At 65.6% G+C, this 18,619-nt stretch carries 15 protein-coding genes; 5 read left to right on the top strand and 10 right to left on the bottom strand.

Annotated elements, in window-relative coordinates; all coding sequences use genetic code 11:
- Positions 1-57: 57 nt before the first annotated feature.
- Positions 58-918, top strand: coding sequence for a plasmid replication/partition related protein (locus ACE3PH_RS00280; RefSeq protein ID WP_374315313.1), 861 nt, complete (start codon positions 58-60; stop codon positions 916-918).
- Here the strand turns inward: ACE3PH_RS00280 and ACE3PH_RS00275 are convergent.
- The 3 genes from ACE3PH_RS00275 to ACE3PH_RS00265 form a co-directional block, all read right to left on the bottom strand.
- Positions 882-2,105: a PepSY-associated TM helix domain-containing protein gene (locus ACE3PH_RS00275; RefSeq protein ID WP_374315311.1), complete on the bottom strand. Its 1,224-nt coding sequence runs from the start codon at positions 2,103-2,105 to the stop codon at positions 882-884. The genes ACE3PH_RS00280 and ACE3PH_RS00275 overlap by 37 nt on opposite strands.
- Before the next feature lie 20 nt (positions 2,106-2,125).
- A complete protein-coding gene (locus ACE3PH_RS00270) occupies positions 2,126-4,279 on the bottom strand; it encodes a TonB-dependent siderophore receptor (RefSeq protein ID WP_374315309.1) in 2,154 nt (717 codons plus the stop codon).
- A 98-nt stretch (positions 4,280-4,377) separates the two neighbouring features.
- Positions 4,378-5,358 carry an AraC family transcriptional regulator gene (locus ACE3PH_RS00265; protein WP_374316203.1) on the bottom strand — a complete coding sequence of 327 codons (981 nt, stop codon included), beginning with the start codon at positions 5,356-5,358 and terminating at the stop codon, positions 4,378-4,380.
- 118 nt (positions 5,359-5,476) lie between these two features.
- On the opposite strand from ACE3PH_RS00265, the gene ACE3PH_RS00260 reads away from it, so the two are divergent.
- The gene (locus ACE3PH_RS00260; RefSeq protein WP_374315307.1) at positions 5,477-7,132 is read left to right on the top strand and encodes an acetolactate synthase large subunit; all 1,656 of its coding nucleotides are present in this window, start codon (positions 5,477-5,479) and stop codon (positions 7,130-7,132) included.
- Between the two features lie 34 nt (positions 7,133-7,166).
- On the opposite strand, the gene ACE3PH_RS00255 is transcribed toward ACE3PH_RS00260, so the two are convergent.
- The 3 genes from ACE3PH_RS00255 to ACE3PH_RS00245 form a co-directional block, all read right to left on the bottom strand.
- Positions 7,167-7,676 carry a hypothetical protein gene (locus ACE3PH_RS00255; RefSeq protein ID WP_374315305.1) on the bottom strand — a complete coding sequence of 170 codons (510 nt, stop codon included), beginning with the start codon at positions 7,674-7,676 and terminating at the stop codon, positions 7,167-7,169.
- Between the two features lie 138 nt (positions 7,677-7,814).
- A complete protein-coding gene (locus ACE3PH_RS00250; protein ID WP_374315302.1) occupies positions 7,815-8,768 on the bottom strand; it encodes a class I SAM-dependent methyltransferase in 954 nt (317 codons plus the stop codon).
- A gap of 59 nt (positions 8,769-8,827) precedes the next feature.
- Positions 8,828-9,451 carry an O-methyltransferase gene (locus ACE3PH_RS00245; RefSeq protein ID WP_374315299.1) on the bottom strand — a complete coding sequence of 208 codons (624 nt, stop codon included), beginning with the start codon at positions 9,449-9,451 and terminating at the stop codon, positions 8,828-8,830.
- Between the two features lie 129 nt (positions 9,452-9,580).
- On the opposite strand from ACE3PH_RS00245, the gene ACE3PH_RS00240 reads away from it, so the two are divergent.
- From ACE3PH_RS00240 to ACE3PH_RS00230, 3 genes are all read left to right on the top strand, one after another.
- Positions 9,581-9,922 carry a zinc ribbon domain-containing protein YjdM gene (locus ACE3PH_RS00240; protein ID WP_374315297.1) on the top strand — a complete coding sequence of 114 codons (342 nt, stop codon included), beginning with the start codon at positions 9,581-9,583 and terminating at the stop codon, positions 9,920-9,922.
- A 78-nt stretch (positions 9,923-10,000) separates the two neighbouring features.
- A complete protein-coding gene (locus ACE3PH_RS00235) occupies positions 10,001-10,858 on the top strand; it encodes an SDR family oxidoreductase (protein WP_374315295.1) in 858 nt (285 codons plus the stop codon).
- 85 nt (positions 10,859-10,943) lie between these two features.
- Positions 10,944-13,031 (top strand): esterase-like activity of phytase family protein, encoded by a 2,088-nt coding sequence (locus tag ACE3PH_RS00230; protein WP_374315292.1) that lies wholly within the window; start codon positions 10,944-10,946, stop codon positions 13,029-13,031.
- Here ACE3PH_RS00230 and ACE3PH_RS00225 read toward each other — a convergent pair whose 3' ends face one another.
- From ACE3PH_RS00225 to ACE3PH_RS00210, 4 genes are all read right to left on the bottom strand, one after another.
- Positions 13,032-14,327, bottom strand: a complete 1,296-nt coding sequence (locus ACE3PH_RS00225) for an MFS transporter (RefSeq protein ID WP_374315290.1) — start codon at positions 14,325-14,327, stop codon at positions 13,032-13,034. It lies immediately after the preceding gene.
- Between the two features lie 109 nt (positions 14,328-14,436).
- Complete coding sequence (locus ACE3PH_RS00220; protein ID WP_374315288.1) at positions 14,437-14,868, bottom strand: hypothetical protein; 432 nt, start codon at positions 14,866-14,868, stop codon at positions 14,437-14,439.
- A gap of 130 nt (positions 14,869-14,998) precedes the next feature.
- Positions 14,999-17,050 (bottom strand): CocE/NonD family hydrolase, encoded by a 2,052-nt coding sequence (locus tag ACE3PH_RS00215; protein WP_374315286.1) that lies wholly within the window; start codon positions 17,048-17,050, stop codon positions 14,999-15,001.
- 242 nt (positions 17,051-17,292) lie between these two features.
- Positions 17,293-18,612, bottom strand: coding sequence for a nitrate- and nitrite sensing domain-containing protein (locus ACE3PH_RS00210; protein ID WP_374315284.1), 1,320 nt, complete (start codon positions 18,610-18,612; stop codon positions 17,293-17,295).
- Positions 18,613-18,619 lie beyond the last annotated feature (7 nt).

Below are 18,619 nucleotides of genomic sequence, written 5' to 3'. Positions count from 1 at the left end.
CCACCGAGGGCGGGCCTAAAATCCGCTCCCCTTGCATCGAGCATCGAGAACACCGGTATGAGCACCATCATCGTCAGCGAAGAACTCAAGGCCTACATCGACCCCCTGACCCCCGAGGAGTACGAGGCGCTGGAGCGCAGCCTGCTGGCCGAGGGCTGCCGGGATGCGCTGGTGCTGTGGGGCGACATCCTGGTCGACGGGCACAACCGCTATGGCATCTGCCAGAAGCATGGCCTGCCCTTCAAGACCATGCAGCATCCCAAGTTCAAGTCGATCGAGGATGTGCACCTGTGGATGATCGACCAGCATCTGGGCCGGCGCAGTGTGTCCGACTTCCAGCGCGGGGTGCTGGCGCTGCGCAAGCGCGAGATCCTGGCCGAACGCCAGGCCCGCAAGATGGCCGAGCTCAACGAGAGCCAGCCCGCCGCCGCAGAAGGGCCGGCCGCTGACGCGCCCGAGCAGGGTGCCGATGCGGGGGCAGCAGGTGCGCCGGCCGGCATGAAAAGCCGTGCCGACATCGCCAGGGCGGCCCGCCTGAGCAACAGCCAGGTGGTGATGATCGAGAAGATTCAGAAGCAGGCCGCACCCGAGGTGGTGGCGGCAGTCAAGGCGGGCACCATCAGCATCAATGCCGCAGCGGCCGTGGCCACCCTGCCCGAAGAGGAGCAGAAAGCCGCGGCCATGGCCGGCAAGGACGAGCTCAAGCAGGCCGCCAAGCGGGTGCGTGAGGTCAAGCGCAAGCCCCGAGACGACGCGGCCCCGGGCGCCGAAGGGGCGACCGAGGCCGGTGAAGGGGATGATGCGGCCGAGTCCCGCGACGAGGTGCCGGCCCTGCGCAAGCGGGTGGCCGAACTCACCGCCGAGAACAAGGCCCTGCGCGCTCAGGTGGCCGAGTTGCTCACACGCGTGGGGCGCTGAGCACGGCTGCGCTCGGCATGCAGACGGGCCTTGCGCTTGCGGGCCCAGATGAGCACCCCGGTCACGCTGAAGGTGGCGATGGCCAGCCCCAGCAGGGTGACGAGCACCCGCCCAGCGGTGCCGATGATGCGCCCGGAGTGCAGCGGGAACATGGTCTGCAGGAACACGTCGCCGGAACTGCCCTCGCCGGGCACAGAGCTGCCGAGCACCCCGCCGGTGGCTGCGTCCAGATCAAGCTGCACATTGCCCAGACCGATGTCGCCGTGGCTGTTGCCTGCCTCATGGAAGCTGACGGTCCAGGCATGGCTGCCCGGGCGGATGTAGAGCGAGCCGACCGGGGCTGACCAGCCGCGTTCAGCGGCGATGGCCTGCGCCCGGGCGATCACGTCATGGCCCTGGGTTGCCAGGGTGACGCCCGAGCCGGCAGGGGCCGGCGGCATGCTGTCGGCCTTGGACTCGGTCACCGGCGAAAACACGTTGACCAGGGGTTTGACGACCTGGCTGCCCAGGTTCATGTCCACCGAGGTGATGGCCACGATCAGCACCAGCACCCACAGCCAGACCCCGCCCGAGCGGTGCAGGTCGAACACCAGCTTGTGCCCGCCCTGGGCCCAGCGAAACGCCAGCGAGCGGCGCCATTGGGCCCGGTTCGGAAACGAGATCCACAGGGCGATGAGGGTATCGAGCACCCACGCGATGGCGATGCCACCCATCAGCCACACCCCCAGTTCCACCGGCCCGATGCTGGGCAGGTGCAGGCTGTAGTGCAGCTTGTAGAGGAAGGGCATCAGGTGTGCGCGCGACAGCGAGAACGCACCCCATTCACGACGAGCCTGCACGTCGCCCGTGACCGGGTTGAGGGCGACCTGGTTGAAGTCCAGGTGAAAAGGCTGGCCGGTCTGCGGGTCGGTGCGGGGCACCACCCACAGCAGGAGGCTGTGGCCGGGCTCGACAGCGAGGGGGAGCCATGTCACCTGCAGCCGCGGGTCGGCGGCCTCGAGCCGTGCCGCCAGCACCACCGGGTCTTGCGCGGGCCCGGCGGTGGCAGCGTCATACAGCTCGGGGTTGAGCCAGCCATCGATCTCGTGGTCCCACGCGATCAGGGCGCCGGTCAGGCCCGCTACCGTCAGGAACGTGGCGGCAAACAGGCCGAACCAGCGGTGCAGTCGCACCATCCATGCACGCATGGTTTGCTCCCTCACGCTGATCAGTAGCTGTAGTGCACGCTGATCTCACCCGAGCGCGGCGCACCGTAGTAGGCCTGTTCCCAGTAGAGGCTGTTGATGTACTTCTGATCGGTCACGTTGCGGATCTGTGCACCCACGCGCCAGTGCTTGTCGATCTTGTACTGGGCACCCAGGTCCAGCAGGGCGTAGGCATCCTGGCGGGTGGTCACACCGTAGTCCGTGCGGTGGATTTCCGACTGCCAGCGCAGGGCGGCGGTGGTGCTCCAGCGTTCGGTGGGGTCGTAGCGCAGGCTCAGTTTGAACAGATCACGCGGCACGAAGGTGCGGGTGTCGTCGCCATCGCCATCGGTGATCGATTGGTGCACATAGCTGCCGCTGAGCTCCAGCCCTTCCATCACGCGGCCAACGGCTTCCAGCTCGATGCCCTTGCTGGTGGCGTCTTCAGCCGGATAGACGTAGGCACCCAGGGTGCTGCTCCAGGTGCTGGTACCGGCCAGGCCCTTGAGCTTGGTCTGGAACAAGGCGGCATTCAGGCCCAGACGGCGCTCGAACAGATTGGCTTTCAGGCCCACCTCGGCATTGGTGCCGTGCGCAGGGGTGAGCGGTGTGCCTTGGGCATTGATCTCGGTCTGCGGCTGGAAGATGGTGGTGAAGCTGGCGTAGGCCGACAGATCAGGCTGGATGGTCCACACGCCGCCCAGGTAAGGCGTGACGCGGGTGGCGCTGTAAGCGTGGCCCACACCATAGTTCTCGCCATGCGAGCTGAGCTGGATGACCTGCCCGCCGGCGATCAGCTTGACATCGTCGGTCAGCGCGAAGCGGCCGGCGGCATAGGCGGTGTTGCGGCGCGAGTAGAAGTCGGAGCCGTCGGAGTTGCCGTTCCAGTCGGGCTTGGTGAAGGTGCCGTCCCAGTTGCTGAGGTCGATGCTCATGTCGGTGTACTGGGCACCGCTGCCGTAGTCGGCGTAGGCCGAGAACTCGCGGGCCGATTCCTGGCCCCAGGTCAGGCCGGCGCTCAGTTCATGCTGTCGGCCAAGCCAGCTGAAGGGGCCGGTCACCTGCACGGTGGCCATGTCCTGCTGGTAGCGGCCCTGGAACAGCGACGGGTAGGCGTACAGGCCGGTGCTGGTGCCCGACACCGGTGAGCCGAAGATATACAGCAGCTCCGAGTCGGTGCGCTGGCTGCGGTGCGAGACGGCGGACTTCAGTTGCCAGCCTTGGCCGAAATCGTGGCTGAGCTCGGCCATCAGGCGGCGGTCGGTGTTGTTCCACCAGGCCCAGTCGGCTGCGGTCGAGGTCGAGACGTCGTAGTTGGTGGAGGAGCCGTCGGCGTAGTGCATGGGCAAGGCACCCCACATCGGGCTGTCGGCGTCGCTGCGCTGTTCGATCCAGCTCAGCGACAGGGTGGTGTCGCGGGTCAGGTCGATGTCCAGCGCGCCATAAATGGTGCTCAGGCGCTTGTGATATCGGTCTAGGTAGCTGTCCTTGTCTTCCACGGCGGCGACCAGGCGGCCACGCACGCTGGCATCGGCGTTGAGTGCGCCAGAGATGTCCCCTTCAGCGCGTTTCTTGTTCCACGAACCCAGGGTGACGGCGCCGCTGGCCTGGAAGGCGGCCGTGGGCTTCTTCAGGGCGAAATTGACCGTGGCCGAGGGCAGACCGGTGCCCGTCATCAGGCCGTTGGCGCCGCGCAGGATGTCGATGTGGTCGTAGATGGCGGTGTCGAGGTCACCCCACTGCGCGCCGTTGGTGAAAGGCAGCCCGAAACCATCAAGCTGGAAGTTCTGGACATCAAAGCCACGGCTGGTGAAATAGGTGCGGTCGGTTTCAACCCGCTCCACGGTGACACCGGCTGCCTGGTCGAGCGCGTCGTTGACGGTGGTCAGGCCCTGGTCTTCCAGCTGCTGGTGCGTCAGCGTGCTGATGGCCTGGGGGGTTTCGGCTGCGGTCAGCGACAGCCCGGTGGCGGTGCTGCTGCGCCGTCCCTTGTAAGAGGTGCTTTTCTCAGTGCGTTCGCCGGTGTCCGCGGTGCTGGTGGCGCTGACCGAGATCTCGGGCAGGGCGGTTTTGCTCTCGGCTGCTGCCGTGTCGGCCGCATGGGCCTGGGCGGCAGACAGACAGGTCAGTAAGGCTGCCAGATGAAGTGGGCGCAGGGCCGGCAAAGTGGTTTTCATGATCGATACAACTGATGAAAGTTGCGTATCGTAATGCAAACGATTCGCATTACCTAACCATGAAATGTAAAGCGCATCACCGTTCGCGTCAGGCGTTTTCAGGTGTGGGCGTGTCGCCACTGTGCCGGTGTGCTGCCTGTCCAGCGCTGAAAGGCCCGGTAGAAGGGGCTGAGTTCGGCAAAGCCCAGTTCGTGGGCGATGTCCTTGAGCGGCAGGCTGGTGTGGCGGATGCGGTGCAGCGCCAGGTCGCGCCGCACCGTGTCGACGATGTCGGCGTAGCTGCTGCCGTGCTGCTGGAGCCGCCGAGCCAGGGTGCGTTCACTCAGGCCAAAGGCGTTGGCGGCTTCGGCGCGGGTGGGCAGCGGTGGCCCCAGGCGGGCACGCACCCAGTCCTGTATGGCCTGATCAAGCTGGCGCCCCTGCCCCAGCGAGGTGAGCTGGCTGGCGGCGTAGCGTTCGTGCAGGTGGGCCAGCTCGGCGTTGGCCTGCGGCAGCGGGCGGTCCAGCACGGCGTTGGCGATCAGCAGGCCGCTGTAGGCCTGGTTGAACTCAACAGGGCAGTGAAAGACCTCGCGGTAGCCGGCCAGCGGGCCGACCTGGTCGTGGCTGAAGCACACCCGCTCAGGTTGCAAGGGCGCGGGGGTGATCCATCGGGAAAAGCTCACCACGGCAGCGAGCACCGCCTCAATCTGGTGCGGGCTGAAGGCCAGGTCGCCCTGGCGAGGGTGGTAAACCAGCCAGCTGGCTGTCTCGCCTGCAATCAGCTGGAAGCGCCCCGCATCGGAAATGAGGCTCTGGTATTTCTGGACCACCGTGAAGGCCTGGCGCAAGCTGGCCGCCGATTGCAGGATGAAGCTGACCACATTGAAGCTGGCCGGCCCGACCAGGGTGCCGGCTTTCAGCCCCAGGCCGGGGTCACCCGACAAACGGGCGGCGGCACGCCACAGCCGGGTGATGTGGTCCACCGGCCAGCGCTCAAGCCGCAGGTCCTCGGGTGCGATGCCTGCGGCCGTGAGCAAGGTGGTGTCGTCCAGCCCCTGGCGGCGTGCTTCGCCCAGCACGGTCTGCACCCAGCTCATCGACACGGTGGCATCCAAAGTCAATCTGTGTGGCCTGTAAAGTCAATTGGTGGACATCATAAAGCGCTAAGGTCACTGCACCTGAAACCATGTCGGAACCGCAACGAGGAGACTTTCCATGCCCAATGGCGCCCAGGCTTTGATGCAGACGCTGGCCGATGCCGGCGTCACCGTGTGTTTCTCGAACCCCGGCACCTCGGAAATGCATTTCGTGGCGGCGCTGGACAACGAGCCCCGCATGCGGGCGGTGCTGACCCTGTTCGAGGGCGTGGCCACCGGGGCGGCCGATGGCTATGCCCGCATGGCCGACAAGCCGGCGGCCACCCTGCTGCACCTGGGCTGCGGGTTGGGCAACGGTCTGGCCAATCTGCACAACGCGCGCAAGGGCAAGGTGCCGATTCTGAACATCGTGGGGGACCACGCCACCTACCACGTGAAGTACGACGCGCAACTGCAGTCGGACATCGAGACCGTGGCGCGTAACGTATCGAAGTGGGTGCGTACTTCGCAATCGACGCAGACGCTGTGCCAGGATGCGGTGGATGCACTGGTCTCGGCCACCACCCTGCCGGCACAGCCGGCGACCCTGATTCTGCCGGCCGATGTGTCCTGGGGTGAGGGGGGTGTGCCGGTGCCGCCACCCGTGCCGGTGGCCCCACCGGTGGCTTCTGACGAGACCGTGGCAGCGGTGGCCGGCGTGCTCCAGGGCGGGGGCAAGGTGGCCTTCCTGCTGGGCGGGCATGCCTTGCGTGAACGCGCCCTGATGGCGGCGGGCCGGGTGGTCGAGGCCACCGGGGCCAAGCTGTTTGCAGAGGTCTTCCCGACCCGCATCGAGCGGGGCGCCGGGTTGCCCCAGGTGGAGCGGGTGGCCTACCTGGCCGAGCTCGCCTCCGTGCAACTGAGCGGCTACGACCACCTGGTGCTGGTGGATGCCAAGTCGCCGGTGTCCTTCTTTGCCTACCCCGGCAAGGCCAGCGACCTGGTGCCCAAGGGCTGCCAGGTGCACGAGCTGGCGTCGACCGCCCACGATGCTGCCGCCAGCCTGGAGCGCCTGGTGGCCGCCCTGGGGGCCGAGGCGCGTGAGCCCTGGTTGCAGACGCCAGAGCGCCCGGAGCGCCCGCGCGGCAAGCTGACCGCTGAAAAAGTGTGCAAGGCCGTGGGGGCCCTGCTACCGGACAACGCCATCATCGTGGACGAGGCCCAGACCTCCGGCGTGATGCTGCCCCTCTACACCCGGGGTGCCCCGCGCCACGATGTGCTGGCGCTGACGGGGGGCGCGATTGGCCAGGGTCTGCCCACCGCGGTGGGGGCCGCCATAGCCTGCCCCGACCGTTCGGTGCTGTGCCTGTCGGGCGATGGCTCGGCCATGTACACCATCCAGGCCTTGTGGACGATGGCGCGCGAAAAGCTCAACGTCACCAACATCATTTTCAACAACAAGTCCTACGCCATCCTGAACGTGGAGTTGCAGCGCGTGGGGGCGACGGGTGAGGGCGAGAAGGCCAGGTCACAGCTGGACCTGAGCAACCCCGGGCTGGATTTCGTGCAGATGGGAGCCAGCATGGGCGTGCATTCGGTGCGCGCCACCACCACGGAAGAACTGGTGTCAGCCCTGGAATACGCCTTGCGCACGCCCGGGCCGCACCTGATCGAAGCCATGGTGCCCAATGCCTTTGCCGGCCTGAAGCTGCGCCTGCTGCCGCACGTGCTCAGCTCGCTCAAGAGCCTGCCGGGGCCACTGGCGCGCGCCATCAAGCGCAAGGTCGCCCCCTGACCTGGGCCAGGGGCGCGACCGGGCGGCGGCTGCTTCAGTTGTAGAAGCGTCCGCCCTTGTTGCGGTAGCCGTGGCCGTGCTGCGGCTCGCGGGCGGCGCGGCAGATGTCCTGATCGGTCATGCCGATGCCGCGCAGGAATTCGTCGCGCAACTGCAGCACCGATTCGATGGTGTCGTCAGACGCCTCGATCAGGTAGCCCTCGATGCGCTCGAGTTCCTGGATCTGCTTTTCGCTGAAACTGGGGTGCGCCCACACCGGCAGGGTAGGGCAAGGCTGCAGGCCCCAGGCGGTCGGCTGGAAATGCACTTCTTGCGCGATCAGCGCGTGGGTGAGGTCTTCGAGCTCGCTGAGACCGAAATCGCGCTGCTGACCCGCTTCGATCACCTGGGCGGCGACCACGCGGGGCTCCGCGACGTCGAACACGATGCGACACAGCACAGGGTCCGTGTAGGGGCTGAGCTGGTGGCGCCAATGGCCATGCATCAGGCAGGCCGCGGCGATCGGCTGATCACGGTCTGACGAGACGTTGTCGAACCAGTTCATGGTGTCTTCCTCCGCAACATCACACAGGGCACTTGGACATCATCATGCATAAATGAGGCCAGTTTGTGCGGTCGGAATTGGCATGTCCCCACGGTTCGGCGTTTGTTTACAACGGGCGCCTCAAACCACGAAATTAGCCTATATTCTGGAAGGCTGTGTGTAGACCAGCACCTTGAGTGCCCGGTCTGGCGACACATCCTCGAACACCGCCGGGTTGGCCAGACGCGCCACGTAGCGCAGCCCCGGGGCCTCGGCTGCCATCAGCTCGGTCAGGAAGTTTTCCCCCAGCTTGGGCGAGTTCAGACACACCAGCACATGCCCACCGGGCACCAGCAGATCGGGCAGGCGTCGCATCAGGCGGGCGTAGTCCTTCTCGGCCACAAAACTGCCTTTCTGGTAGGTGGGCGGGTCCAGGATGATGAGTTCGTAGGGCCCGCTGCGGGTGATCTTGCCCCAGGAGCTGAACACATCGTGCGGCAGGAAGCTGGCGCCCTTGGCAACGTCATTGAGCTGGTGGTTCTGCTTGCCGATGTTGAGCGGGCCGCTGGCCATGTCCATGTTGAGCACCTGGCGGGCCCCGGCCTGCAGGGCCACCACGGAAAACGCACAGGTGTAGGCGAACAGGTTGAGCACCCGGGCGCCTGGCCGGGCGGCGAGGTGTTCGCGCACCCAGCGGCGGCCTTCGGCCATGTCCAGAAAGAGGCCGTGGTTCATGCCGCGCATCAGGTGCACCTTGAAGCGTGCGCCCTGCTCGGTGACGATGTGCGGCTCGGGCACCTCGCCGCAGAGCAGCCGGGTCTCCGCTCGCACCTCGTCGCGGTACTGGAACACCAGGTTGAGTGGCTGACCGGGGGCGAGCTCAGCCCAGCGCGCCGCCAGTGCCGCCTGGATGGCCGCCAGTTCGTCTTCCGGCAGAGGCTGGAAACTGGTCAGCAGCCAGACGGGCGGGTAGCAGTCCAGCGTGAGGTGTTCGCAGCCCGGGTGCACCCCGCCGCGCCCGTGGAAGACGCGGCAGGCATCAAGGGGCAGGGCCGGCACAGCGGCAATGGCTTCGAGCAGGGCGGTGTAGGGCACGGCAGGCAGGGGCGACACAAGGCCCGGGGCAGCAAAGCCCGGCATCTTGCCTGAGAAGCTGGCGTTTCAGGGGCAGGTCAGTCCAGACCGCGGATGGCTTTGTGGCCTTCGCCGACAAAGGTGGCCATGAACTCGCCATTGCCCACCGGGACGGTGCAGCAGGTGAAGGCGTTGTCGAGCCAGACGGCGTTGGTGAAGGCCCGCAGCTCTTCGGCATGCGAGACCGCGTTGTCCACCACCAGCAAGCCACCCGGGCGCAGCACGCGGCGGATCTGGGGCCACCAGCCGAGATAGTCGGGGCGGTGCGAGTCGAGGAAGAGCAGGTCGACGCTGCCGGTGGTGAGGCGTGTCAGGTACTCGCCTGCATCGCCTTGCACCTGGGTGATGATGTCGTCCATGTCGGCACGGGCGACATTGACCCGGGCCATCTCGATCTTGTAGGGCGCCAGCTCGACCGTGGTGACATGCCCGCCCACCGCGCGCGCCGCCCAGCCGAGCCACAGCGTGGAGTAGCCATTGGAGGTGCCGATTTCCAGCACCCGCTGTGCCTGGGTGGCCCGTATCAGCACGCCGAGGAACTCGCCGGTATCGCGCGAGATGTTGAGCATGCGGTGGGCGCGGTCGGCGCGGCTCACCTCGCTGTCATTGCGCTGGCCGAAGTCTTCCAGTTCGCACAGCAGACGGTGGAGATTGGGGTTCATGGGGGTACTGCATCAGGGTGACGGCTGTGGGCTATTGTGGCGGATGAGCGAATCGTGGACACAGCAGCAAATCATCCGTGCCTTGCGGGACTCGGGTAGCATCTCGCACCCCTGCTGAAAGAACACCCCATGAGCACCCTGCCCCCCTGCCCGAAATGCGCCTCGGCCTACACCTATGAAGACGGCGCCATGCTGGTCTGCCCCGAGTGCGGCCACGAGTGGAGCGCTTCCGCTGAAGCTGATGCCGCGCCGGCAGCCAAGGTCTGGAAGGATGCCCACGGCAATGTGCTGCAAGACGGCGACACCGTCACCCTGATCAAGGACCTGAAGATCAAGGGCTCGTCCTCGGTCATCAAGGTCGGGACGAAGGTCAAGAACATCCGCCTCATCGAGGGCGATCACGACATCGACTGCAAGATCGATGGCTTTGGCGCCATGCAGCTGAAGTCCGAATACATCAAGAAGGCCTGACAAGCCCGGTTGTCGGGCGGGCGTGCGCCCTGTACCCTGTGGAGCCCTTTTGCCAGCTTCCACGGGATTGAACACGACATGAGCGCTGCTGTACCGACCTCCTCTGCCGCCACCCAGCCGGTGGTGCTGATCACGGGCTGTGCGTCCGGTATCGGCAAGGCCCTCGCGCAAGCCTTCCATGCCCAGGGGCACCGCGTGTGTGCCACGGCGCGCCGGGTGGACGCCCTGGCACCGCTGGCGCAGCAGGGCATGCTGACCCGCCCGCTGGATGTCACCTCGCAGGCCGACATCGATGCGCTGCTGGCCGGGTTGGCCGCCGAAGGGCTGCATGTCGACACCCTGGTCAACAACGCCGGCTATGGCGCCATGGGCCCCCTGCTGGATGTGCCGGCCGAGGAATGGCACAAGCAGTTCGAGGTGAACGTGTTTGCGCCGATGGCGCTGATCCGTGCCGTGCTGCCGGGCATGGTGGCGCGCCGAGCTGGGCGCATCGTCAACATCAGCAGTGTTTCAGGGGTGTTGTCCACGCCGTTTGCCGGTGCGTACTGCGCCAGCAAGGCGGCGCTCAATGCCTTGAGCGACAGCTTGCGCATGGAGGTGGCCCCGTTCGGCATCGAGGTGGTCACCGTGCAGCCCGGTGGCATTGAGTCGGGTTTTGGCCAGGCGGCGGGCAACACCGTGCGCCTGTCCGCCGGCTCACCCTATGAGCCGGTGCGCGACGCCGTGATGGGCCGCGCCAGCGAAAGCCAGAACGGCGCCACCCCGGCCGCCGTGTTTGCTGCCGAGATGGTCCAGGCCGTGATGGCACCGGGTTGTCCGCCCGTGGTGCGCATTGGCCACAAGAGCCGCCTGATGCCGGCCTTGAAACGCTGGCTGCCCGAGCGGATGCTCGATCGCGCGCTGAGCCGCAAGTTCGGGCTGACCCGCCTGCGTTAACGCTGCTTCACGTCGCTGTCACATTGGCTCATTAATGTGCCGCGGTTCGCCCTGATGGTGGGGCTTGCCGTGAGGTGGTACCAAGATGAATGACAAGCGTGTGGTGATGTTGGGCGTCCTGCCCTTGCTGCTGGCTGCCTGTGGTGGTGGCGATGGTGATTCGGGCACGACAACGGCCCAGTTGCTCGACAGCGCAGTGGAAGGCGTGCACTACGTGGCTTCGCCTTCAGCCCTCAGCGGGACCACCGGCGCAGACGGCACGCTCAAGTGCAAGTCGGGTGACAAGATCACCTTCACGCTCGGCGGCATCACCTTGGGTACCGCAAGCTGCAACGCCCAGATCACGGTCTCGGACCTGGCGGGCACCACCTCGCTGGCCGATGGTGCCCTGCAGAACCGCCTGGTCTTCCTGCAGTCGCTCGACGATGATGATGACCCCACCAATGGCATCCGCATCACGGCTGCGGTGGCGGCATCGCTCACGGGCAAGTCGCTTGATTTCACCAAGGGCACGGCAGATTTCCAGACCGCAGCCCAAGCCCTGCTGCCCGATCTGAAGGACGTCTACGACCGTTCGTACACGGAGCGCGAGCTCAATGAGGAGCGCCGCGCGGGTGCGGTCGAGCACTACGAATCCACCCTGGCGACCTTGCTGGGCAAGCAGGACACCAGCTCCGGCACGGACAGCACGGGCGGTACGGTGAGCATCACCAAGTTCCAACTGGAAGCCGACAAGTCCTTCTACATCCCCTATGAAGGCAGCAATGCGGCGGCCAAGAAAGACTTTCCCAACGGCTTTTTCCCGGCCGTGGGTTCAGGTCTGGCCTTCAAGGGCAAAGGCAGCGATGGCAGCCTCGAGTTCTGGGCCATCACCGACCGCGGTCCCAATGGTGACAGCCCGAGCGCGCCTGATCCGGTCAACAGCGTGGTCGGTCTGACCAAGATGTTCCCTGCACCCAGCTTCACGCCGTCGATCGGGGTGATCCACATCGACGGCAAGGGTGCCAAGCTGGCCTCGGTGATGCCCTTGAAGTCGGATGCCTCCACCCGCATCAGTGGCCGCCCCCTGCCCTTCACCGAAGTGGGCAGCAGCCTGGAAACCCCGCTGAGCGATGCCCTGGTCTACGACAGCGTCAAGGGCGCCTTCGATGCCAATGGCCTGGACTCTGAAAGCCTGGTCTACGACAAGACCCGTGGCGTGTTCTGGACCTCGGACGAATACGGCCCCTTCATCGTGAAGGTGAACGCTACCACCGGCGTGATCGAAAAACGCTACAAGCCGGGCACCGCCGCAGGCGACCTGCCTGAGGTGCTGAAGTACCGCCGAGCCAACCGTGGCATGGAAGGCCTGACCATGGCAGCCGACGGCAAGCTCAACGGCTTCCTGCAAAGCCCGATCGACCCGATGGACAGCAGCGGCAAGAGCATCAAGGCCGTCGATGCCAGCGACCTCAATGGCGATGGCAAGAAGACCGACAAGGTCAATGTGAAGGACTATGCCCAGTTTGCCCGCTGGGTGGTGTTCGACCCGGCCACGGAAACCTCCAAGCTCTATGCCTACCCGCTGAGCTACGCGGTGTCAGGCCAGACCTGGGACCGCAACCGCACCGGCAGCGCCAAGCTGGGTGACGTGGTGGCCCTGAGCAATGGGAAGTTCCTGGTGATCGAGCAAGGTGCCGACAGCACCGGTGCCGTGCGCAACTTCCTGATGCTGGTCGAAGTGCCGACCGATGTCACCGACATCGCCGCCATGGGCTATGCGCTCGAGCAGAACAGCATCGATGGCACCACGAGTGTGACCACCCCGTGGGCCAGTGTCGTCAAGCTCAAGAAGACCTTGTTGCTGGACCTCAATGCTGCAGGCTGGAAAGCCGAGAAGGCCGAGGGGCTGGCGCTGGTTGACGACAGCACCGTGGCCATCATCAACGACAGCGACTTTGGCCTGCGCACCATCCTGGTTGACGCCGACGGCAAGGAAGTCACCGGCGATGCCACCAAATGCGAGGTCAATGCCACGGGGGCCATCACCAATGCCGGCAGCAGCACGGACTGCCCTGCCGGCGTGGTGGGGGTGCGTGTGGCGCGTGGCAACGAGATCGACCGCCACACCCGCATCTGGCTGTTCAAGTTCTCGAAGACCCTGACTAGCTACACGGTGTCCGCCGCCCTCTGATCAGTGCTCGAAGCGGTCCTCGTGCTCGGGGCGCGAGGCCATCAGGGCCAGCATGGTGATGGTGGCCATCACCGTGAGGTAGTACCCCACCGAGGCCAGGCCGTAGGTCTTGGCCAGGGTGGTGGCCAGATAGGGTGCCAGTGACGCACCCAGGATGCCTGCGAAGTTGAAGGTCATGGACGAGCCGGTGTAGCGCACGGCGGTCGAGAACATCTCCGACAGGAAGGTGCCCAGCGGGCCGTAGGTCATGCCCATCAGCAGCATGCCCAGAGACAGGTAGACCGTGATCAGCACGGTGTTGCCCGAGCCGAACAGCGCCTGGGTGGCAAAGCCGAACAGGGCAATGGCGGCCGAGACCAGCACCAGCGTGATCCGGCGGCCATGCCGGTCAGCCAGCACCGCCGACAGGGGGATGCCGATGGCGAAGAACAGCACCGAGAACAGCTGGATATAGAGGAAGTCGTGGCGCGAGAACTTCAGCGCCGTGGTGCCCCAGCCGAGTGCAAACACCGTCATCAGGTAGAACAGCACGAAGGTGGCGGTGGCCCCCAGGGTGCCCAGCACCAGGGCGCGGGTGTGTTCGCGGAACACCTTGACCACCGGCACCTTGACGCGCTTGTCTTCGTCCAGCGTCTTCTGGAAGACCGGGGTTTCGGTGATGTTGAGCCGCACATACAGGCCCACGAACACCAGCACGGCGCTCGCCAGGAAGGGGATGCGCCAGCCGTACTGGAAGAAGTCCGCTTCGCTCAGGTTGTTGCCCAGCCACAGGAAGATGCTGGCCGACAGGAAGAAGCCGATCGGGGCGCCGAGCTGCGGGAACATGCCATACCAGGCACGCTTGCCTTCCGGGGCATTTTCCGTGGCGAGCAGCACGGCACCACCCCACTCCCCGCCCAGGCCGAAGCCCTGACCGAAGCGGCACAGTGCCAGCAGCACGGCGGCAGTGGTGCCCAGCGTTTCATAGGTGGGCAGCAGGCCGATGGCCACCGTGGACAGACCCATGGTCAGCAGGGCGCCCACCAAGGTGGCCTTGCGGCCGATGCGGTCACCGAAGTGGCCGAACACCGCCGAGCCGACCGGGCGCGCAAAGAAGGCCAGGGCGAAGGTGACCAGCGACTGCAGCATCGCGGCGGTCGGGTCCGACGACGGGAAGAATGCGTGCGGGAACACCAGCACGGCCGCCGTGGCGTAGATGTAGAAGTCGAAAAACTCGACGGTGGTGCCGATCAGGCTGGCAAAGAGAACGGCGCCAGGCGAATTGCGCTTGGCGCCGTCAGGTGACGTGGTGGACATGGTTGAGGCCTTTTATGGAGCCCCGAAGATATCAAAGTGGCCGAACGACCCCGCTATGGACAATTACCTATTGGTGACAGGGGTATGGATGTCAGGGTGGCAGGCTGGATCAGGTGGACGCCATCACCATGGCCCATGCCTTGGGGTCTTGTGTCTTGAGGAACAACAATTCCGCGATCAGGCGTTGCTGGCGCTGAGCCTGAGCCTGCTCCTTGATCTCAGTGACTCTCGTGGCCAGTTCACCGAGTTGCGCGAGTGGCTTTTCCTTGTCCGACCCGGGCGGCAGCAGGGTGATCAGGTGCGCCACGGCGTCGAGCAGGATGCCGATCTGGCGACCATAGCTGATCTGGTTGACGAGGGCGCGTTCGGTGTCTGGCGCGGAGGAGTTGTCGTTGTTGACAATGATGTTGCCAAACGTCCAGCCTGAGTTGATGGACTGCGTCAGGTTGTCGGGTGCCAGCCGCCAGGCACCGATGCTGCCGAACTCCTCCGGCATTTTGTAGGACCACTCCCAACCACCTTGCCTGTTAGTCGCGCTCATGCTGGGCTCCCTGGTGTGTCGTTGCACGGCATCGTTGACTCTACGTCAAACGGGTGGCGTCATCCACCGCAAGCCAAAGCAAAACACCCGGCTTTTGGCCGGGTGTCCTGTCGCTCGGTGAAGCGGATGCTCAGTTCAGCGCACTGGTAGGCACCACAGGCAAGACGACACTGGAGGGGTGATCCGGGTCGCTGTAAATGGTGGTCACGTTGCCGTTGGCATTGGCTTGCAGCGGGGTGGGCCACACGCCTTGGGCCTGGTTGCTGGCGCTGATCGCCACACGCAGGCGGTGACCTGCGCGAATCAACGCGGCGTTGGGGAACACCTCCACTTGCATCAGCACCGGTTTGCCAGGCACCAGCGGTTGGGCGGACGCCGCGGTGAAGGGGTGCCAGGGCTGGATCATCACGCCGTTGACGTAGCGTGAGCGGCTGGCGTCGACGACGCGGTAGCGCGCTGACAGCAAGCCGGTGCTGATCGGCGTGGCCACGCCGCTGGCATCCACGTCGTCCACACGCACGGCCAGGGCCGCATCGGTGTTCGTGGCGGACATCCAGATGTCAGCCTGGATGGGCCCATTGATGTACAGGTCAGATCCCAGCGCCGGCGTCTGGTAGATCGCTGCCCCCTGTGCCGTTTCGACCTTCGACGAATCGGTATGGCAGGCCAGTGGCAGTACGCCACCAATCCCGAGGGTCCACTGCACGATGCTGCTCGAACAGTTGCTGCCGTCGTTGATGCTGACCGAGGCAATGAAGTTGTTGAGCACACGAGAGGCGGTGACGCTGGCGCCCTTGGGCTCACTGATGCTCGCGGTGGTTTCGCTGCTGGCCGGTGCCGCGTTGCTCAGGCTGCGGTCCCCACGCAGGAACATGCGCTGAGGCGACATCTGCGGGTGTGGCCAGTCGGTTGCTGTGGCAAAGCGTTTGGCGCCGCTGGTGCCGTAGCCCTGCACGAACTGGGTCACGTTGGGCATGCTGGTCACGCCGGTGCTCTTGCCCTTGAGGTACTGGTCGAACCACTGCAGCAGCAACTGTTTGCCCTTGGGCGGGGTGTTGGCTGATGCCGAGCCGAACCCGGAGATCAGCCCCAGGATGGATTGCACGTGGGCGCCGGGCACAATGACCAGCTTGCTGTTGACGTTGCGCTTGAGTTGCTCGTAGAGCAACGGTTCGTCGCGCTGGAAGATGTCATTGGCGGCGCCGACCACAAAGGTGGGCACGTTGATCTGTGAGGCCCGCTCCACGGGTGAGCGCACGGACCAGAAGTCGCCGTCATCGGTGGCAATGCCCTGTTGGTTGGCCAGCCCCCCGTTGACGGTGGGCAGGTACCAGCTGTCGATCGCTGCGGCGTGTTGGGCATCTGCCGCCATGATGGTCGAGGCGTACTTCAGGTTGAGCAGGGCCTCACCGGCGTTGAGCACGCCCACACTCAAGCCCTGGGTCAAGGGCAGCCAGATGCTCAGGAACTCGGCATTGAGCATGCCACCCACGCCCACCACCCCCCGGTAGGCGTCGCCCATCGGCACCACGGTGAAGGCTGCCTTCACGGCCGGGTTGCGTTGCTCGGCCGTCAGCAGGCTGGTGATTCCCAGGTAGGAGGTGCCAGCCAGGCCCAGGTTGCCGTCGAACCACGATTGTTCGGTGACCCATTTGACCGCGGCGGCATAGGCTTCCTGCTCTTCGGCACCGATCAGTTGCGTTTCACCGGTGGACATGCCTGTGCCGGCCGCATCGACCGCCACGGTGATGTAGCCGCGCTTGATCATGTAGTCGTCGCGGCCACCGATCATCAGCGTGGTGTCTGACGGCGCAAAGGTGCCCAGCAACTGGCCGACGTCGATGCGGTAGGCGGTTTGCGTCAGGATGACGGGGAAGCGACCGGAGGCCTTGATGCCGAGCCAGTTGGCCGGCATGGACACCAGCACGGCGAGCTTCTTGCCCGAGCTGGTGGTGATGTATTGCAGTGGCAGCGTGACGGCGTTGGGGTAATCCTCGCTGCGCGAATAGCTGGTCCAGCTGGGGCTCGCGTTGCTGGTGATGGCCGGGTTGGTCTGGCTCAGGCCGCCCCGTGTACCGAGCGTGGTGGTCTGAGCGAACGTGGTGGATGTGCTGGTGGCCAGGATGCCGGCAGCGATGGCCCCGAGCAGGCGCGAACCTGCCCTCGTGGCGTGTGAACTCATGAAAGCCCTCTTGGAATTTGGATTTCTGGGGCATGAAGACACGATCGCGCAAACAGCCAGCCGGAACGGTCTCATGCGGCGGTACAGCGCGTCATGACACGGAGGCGGATTCTTTGGCGGGCAGGTCAGCGTGGCAATTCGCTGGATTCCCTGACAGGGTTTGCTCTATTTGCCGTTAAACGACATGAATATATTCGGGCGCGATGGGCGTCCCTGTGCCCGTCTCCCGACGGGGCTTGAAGTCAGGCCTGGCTGGCTGCGCCCAGCTTGGCGAACGCGAAGTCCGGCAGCGACAGAGTGGCTTCGGCCACGTCGGCCAACCGCTTGTTGTGGTCCATCGCGGCTTTTTGCAGGGCGCGGAAGGCCGCGTCCTCGGTCAGGCCCAGTTTGGACATCAGCGCGCCCTTGGCCCGCTCGATGAGCTTGCGCTCGTGCAGGGCGCGGCGGGCGGCTTCGAGCTCGACTTCCATGCTGGCCAGACGAGCCGACTGCGATTGCAGCAACTCGGTCAGCGAGGACACGTTTTGCGCTTGCGCCGATTCGGCCGAGGTGGTGTGGCCATCGGCCAGGGTCGGCAGCACCGGGGCGGCACCAGGGTGCTCGGCCGCATTGAAGAAGCGCTCGACCGCATGGGTGTGCGGGGGCGGGTTGTCGCGCAACTGCTTGAGCAGCACCTCGGCATCCAGCAGGCCTTGCTCGGAAGCGCGCAGTTGCTCATCGCAGTAGGCCCGCAGGGCCAGCACCAGCGCCTGTTCAATCTGCCACATGGCGCTGATGCGGTCGCTGGTGACATCGAACCAGACGGCGCTTTGCGACTTGTCGAGCACCGCGTGCGGCTTGGCCATGCACAGCGTGCGGCGCAGGCGTTCCAGCAAGGCGACCTTGGGGGTCAGCTGGTGCTGTTGCCAGCGCGCGTTGAGCTGCGGGTCGGTGAAGTCCTCGAACACCTTCAGGCTGCGCTCCTGGGCGTCGATGAGGTGCACGATGCGCTGCTGCTGGGCTTCGTCGCAGGTGCCACTGGCAAACAGCTGCGCCCCGACGGCACGCTCCTGACCGGCGGCCTCCTTGCCCTGAACCAGGTGCACGATGGCGACCATCTGGCGGGACACGCCAGGGTGCATCGTGGCATCGGCCAGGTGAAAGATCAGCTCGACCAGACCGGCGATGACACGGCTGAACAGCGCGACGGCATCGTGAGCCGAGGGGGGGTGGGCGGCCATGCCCTGGCGCAGGGCGCTCAGGGTGTCGAGGTCGAGCACGACCCAGGCCATGAGCGACAACATGCGCGCGCTGGCGCCACCTTCAGGGGCCAGTTGCGTTTCGAACAGGTCTCGCAGCCGCTCTTCGATGGGGTGCACCTGGGCGATGTCCGCCTGGCGCTCGGCGGCGAACTGCTGCCCACCCGAAGCCAGGTAGATGCTGGTGACGCCGCGCTCGTGCTGCAGCGCGTGGATCAGCTGCCCGATGACATCGACCAGCTCGACGCGGCCCGCCAGATGCCTGACGGCATCGGTCTCGAGTTGTTTGGCACGCAGGACGAGGGAAGAAACGGACAGGGTCATGTCGACA

The sequence above is a fragment of the Aquabacterium sp. genome, from assembly GCF_041909175.1.
GTDB lineage: Bacteria > Pseudomonadota > Gammaproteobacteria > Burkholderiales > Burkholderiaceae_C > Aquabacterium.
The sequence above is the reverse complement of the archived record's forward strand: the minus strand, read 5'-3'. Positions and strand labels throughout refer to the sequence as shown.